This is a genomic window from Bacteroidales bacterium (assembly GCA_018334875.1).
In the GTDB taxonomy this organism is placed as follows: domain Bacteria; phylum Bacteroidota; class Bacteroidia; order Bacteroidales; family UBA12077; genus JAGXLC01.
Genome location: JAGXLC010000362.1, coordinates 1 through 4,106, shown reverse-complemented (window position 1 = coordinate 4,106; position 4,106 = coordinate 1). Strand labels below are relative to the sequence as shown.

Here is a 4,106-nt window from a genome sequence, read left to right as displayed (position 1 = left end):
GGTAGGGGGCAGAGGTCAGAGGCCAGAGGTCAGAGGACAGAGGTCAGAGGTCAGCGGGGCCGCTGGCGGAAGACCGCCAGTTTGATCCAGTATGAAACTGAAGAGGGCTGGTCCGGCACTCAATTGCAGTTTAAACGTCAATGCAAAGTACAGACCTCATATCAACTTATTGACGGACTGCCCGTAAAGGTCTAGATATACTGCACTCATAACCTGAGGCCCCAAAAATTGGACATTTTCTAGAGGAGCGGAAACTATCTTGCAATAGCTAACTTATCGTTAACTTTCTTGTGGTTATTATACAAAAAAATACTTGAAAAAATCTTACACTTTGATAATATCTCCTTATTGACGCACTAAAAATACGGAGATATCATGATTAACTCAAGACATATAGGTAACTCAATTTATATCAGGAGCCATGAAAATAATCACATCTCATTAATAAACCATGAAACTTTAATAAAGCATATCGATGTTGATGATAAAGTAGCTAGAAAGATGCTTGTTATAGATGCTGTTAATTTGGGAGCTAAGAAGTCATATCTCGCAAATGCTTTAAGAATAAGTAGGCAAACCATTGATAATTACATAAATGTCTATGAATGCTTTGGATATGAAGGTCTCATACATAGCTATAGCCCAAAACTCAGTAAAGATCTTAAGAGGCAAAGAAACGACAAAGCTCAAGATCGAGAGCTAGGAAACAAGGTCAGAGAAGTTGAAAAATCTCATAAAGAACGTAAGAAAAATGCTCCCCAACAAATGAAGCTTCCCTTTGAGTCCTCACCCGTCAAGGATGAAGATCAACCATATAGCCAGGAACACGAATGGACTTTTACTCGATATGCTGGCCTCTTCATTTATATTATCACCCTCATCAGCCAACACAATTGGCTAAAAAACGTACAGGAGTTTTTGGGGAATACATTCCGCGTCTGCTTGGTCTTTATGTTTATGGCCGGAAGAAATATCCGCTCTATTGAGCAGCTTAAGAACCTAAGACAAAAGGAAATAGCTGCTTTGCTGGGCCTTCATGGTGAGGTCATTACTCGGAATAAAGTCAGAGAGTGGTGCTATCAAGCTGCTGAAATAATAACAGATGTTTCGTTAAAGGATTTCTTCTTCAAGCGGCAGATACAAACAGGCATCGTTGGCTGTTGGCTTCTTTTCACTGATGGGCATTTGTTGCCCTATACTGGCAAGCAAAAACTGCGACATGCCTATAATACCCAACGACGCATGCCCGAGCCGGGCAGAACCAATATGGTCACTACCGACCATACTGGACGTATCTATGATTTCGACATTCAAGAAGGCAAAGGAGATATCAAGCAGTATATCATAGACTTGGATCGCAAATGGAGAAATCACGTTTCCCACAAACAGGTCCATGTCTTTGATCGCGAGGGATACTCCTCTGATTTTTTTGCCAAGCTCCACCAGGAGGATATCCTTTTTGTCACCTGGGAGAAAAACATAGATACGCAAAAACTTAAAGGCATTGACGATTCCTGTTTTGGCCAGGAATTTGTGTTCAATGACAAGACCTACCGGGTCTTGGAGGACACAAAACAGTTCATATCCCAATTGGATAATGGAGAAACATACAGACTTGACCTCAGGCAAATATACATCTGGAATTTGAGTTCAAACCGTAAGACTGCGGGGTTGAGCAATACCTCTGCTCATATGATGCCAACCCAAGAATGTGCCCAGGCTATTCTCAATCGCTGGGGGGCATCAGAAAATACCTTCAAACACCTCAATGAGAAACATCCACTGCACTATGAGCCTGGTTTCTCCATGCAAGAAAGTGATCGACAAGACATGGCCAATCCTGTCCTCAAAGAAATGAAGAAACTTGTAAACGTTGTCAAAAAGACCCTGAATGGGCTGTACAAAAAATATTCAAAGAGCCAAGAAAGCAAGAATAAAGACGGCACTCCCAGAAAAAACAGCGCCATGCATGCCCTCAAATCAGAAATTGATCAAAAAGAAGCTGAACTCAAGGCGCTGCAGGCAGAAATCAAGGATTTGCCCGAACGTGTAGATGCAACTGAGCTAGAAGATTATCGAAACTTCAGCAAAATCAGCAATCAAACGAAAAACCTCTTTGATTGTACCACAAGTCTGGTTTGGAATGCGCGAAAACAAATGGTTGAATGGCTTGGAGAAATCTATACGAACAAAAATGAATACGTGGACTTATTTTATGCCATAAGCAACTGCCATGGTTGGATCAAGAGCGATTCTGAGCGGGTGACAGTGGAACTCGAGCCCTTAGATCAACCTTCGCGTCAGGCAGCACAGGAACAGTTTTGCCGGAAATTGACTTCACTGAAAGCAAAAACCCCCACTGGTAAGTTAATGGTGATTAGGGTAAGCAACAATGGTAAGTAAATATACATTGTCCAAAACAAAATGCTCATTTCGAGGTTTCAGTAAGAGCTCTGAAATCGGTTCAAGCAAAGGTTGAAGCTGCTCCGGATCCTCCACCGATCTATTCAGCCACAGATCAAAATTCTCTTTCCATATTACCACCGGCATCCGATCGTGCAGCTCGGCCACAGCCTCGTTGGCCCGGGTGGTGATGATGGTGCAGGAATAGATCTTTTTCCCCGCCTCTTCATCCTGCCAGTGCTCCCAGAGCCCTGCAAAGGCGAACAGGCCTCCATCCTTGGGCCGGATGCAGTACGGCTGTTTTTTGCTTCCCTTATAGCTTCGCTGCCACTCGAAGAAGCAACTTGCCGGGATCAGGCAGCGGTGCCTTTTGGCCGCGGATTTGTAGGCCGGCTTGGTGAACATGGTCTCCGCCCGGGCATTGATCATCTTATAGCCCACCTTTTCGTCCTTGGCCCAGTGGGGCACAAGTCCCCAGCGCAGCCAGGCCGCCTTTCGGGTTCCTTCCCTGGTCTGTCCCACAGCCAGAACTTCCTGGGATGGGGCGATGTTGTACCTGAGAGCAAAAGGCAAAGGCTCTTGGAGCTGGAAATGGTCAACTACCTGTTTGGGGGTGGCCCAAAGGCCGAATCGTCCGCACATGACTCTAAATGAAATGGCTGCTCATGATAGTCTTCATTTTTGAAATCCGATTGCAAGGGCAGGACTGATAGCCGTAGTTCTGTGACTAACTGATACTTGAGGTGGGCGACCGAAACGACAACTAAGTTGCTGCCAATGCTTGTTGAGCTTCTATTGGCAATTGCACAAAAACAAAATAAGACTGGGGGTAAAGATAATCTTCACCGGATTCATCTATAACTCTAAGATAACCGTCTTGTTCAGCCTTCTTGTCCTGAATTGCCTGATAAATCTTTCTTTTTTCTAAGTCTTCACAATCTTTGTTGTCTATACAAAGAACATACTTCTGAGTTGACATAACTTATTACTCCAAAAACCGTTTAATTTTCATTTTCTTTTTCCCAATTCCATGGGCTTCATACCAATGAATCTCGGCCCGTCGAACTATACCATTCTGGAGTTTTATTTTGCCATATCCCTTAAGTTTTCTCCACCTGCCTGAACCGTATTGATTTTGAATTCTTTCAATATCACGAATATTTCCTCCGACCGCGATAACTTCAATTTTTCAATATTTCCTATTAACTCAAAATACACTGCTTGCTATATCCTGTTTTATCTGTTTTTCTATTTTATGATATAATAAATTTACTACAGTAGTAAAGACATAACGTGCCAAATCCAAGGACAGTCCGGTGATTGCCGAAAAGTGAACAATGCCAGTGATATTCTACTCCTTAGACATAGCAGGGCTCATCAATGTATTGCAGGAATTCTGCACGACCATCGTAAAAATTTTCCAGCCACTTGAATACTGATACGCAGTCGACCCCACCTGGGATGCATGCGCATCCATTTATGATCTCTGATGTCTCATTCCTCCTGATCTTTTCCCAGCACTTGCTGCATGGCTGTGAACAGCTTTTCAAAGCTGACCGGCTTGAGCACATAGTCGTTGAAGCCTGCATGCTGAAAACGCTTTTTTTCCTGATCGGTCACGGCATGGGCGGACAGGCCGATGACTGGAATGTCCGGGTTCATGATCAGAGGATCGGCGGTCCGGATGCGTATGGTGGCCTCAC

5 protein-coding genes are annotated in these 4,106 nt (G+C 43.9%); 2 read left to right on the top strand and 3 right to left on the bottom strand.

Annotation, left to right across the window (positions count from 1 at the left end):
* On the top strand, window positions 1-195 hold a 195-nt coding region (locus KGY70_18095; GenBank protein MBS3777113.1), incomplete at its 5' end, for a hypothetical protein.
* 180 nt (window positions 196-375) lie between these two features.
* The gene (locus tag KGY70_18090; protein ID MBS3777112.1) at window positions 376-2,403 is read left to right on the top strand and encodes a hypothetical protein; all 2,028 of its coding nucleotides are present in this window, start codon (window positions 376-378) and stop codon (window positions 2,401-2,403) included.
* Here the strand turns inward: KGY70_18090 and KGY70_18085 are convergent.
* The 3 genes from KGY70_18085 to KGY70_18075 all read right to left on the bottom strand — a co-directional run.
* On the bottom strand, window positions 2,368-3,045 hold the full coding sequence (locus KGY70_18085; protein MBS3777111.1) for an SOS response-associated peptidase: 678 nt from the start codon (window positions 3,043-3,045) through the stop codon (window positions 2,368-2,370). The genes KGY70_18090 and KGY70_18085 overlap by 36 nt on opposite strands.
* Before the next feature lie 121 nt (window positions 3,046-3,166).
* Window positions 3,167-3,382: a hypothetical protein gene (locus tag KGY70_18080; protein MBS3777110.1), complete on the bottom strand. Its 216-nt coding sequence runs from the start codon at window positions 3,380-3,382 to the stop codon at window positions 3,167-3,169.
* 515 nt (window positions 3,383-3,897) lie between these two features.
* Window positions 3,898-4,106: hypothetical protein (locus KGY70_18075; protein MBS3777109.1), on the bottom strand; the 209-nt coding region annotated here is incomplete at its 5' end.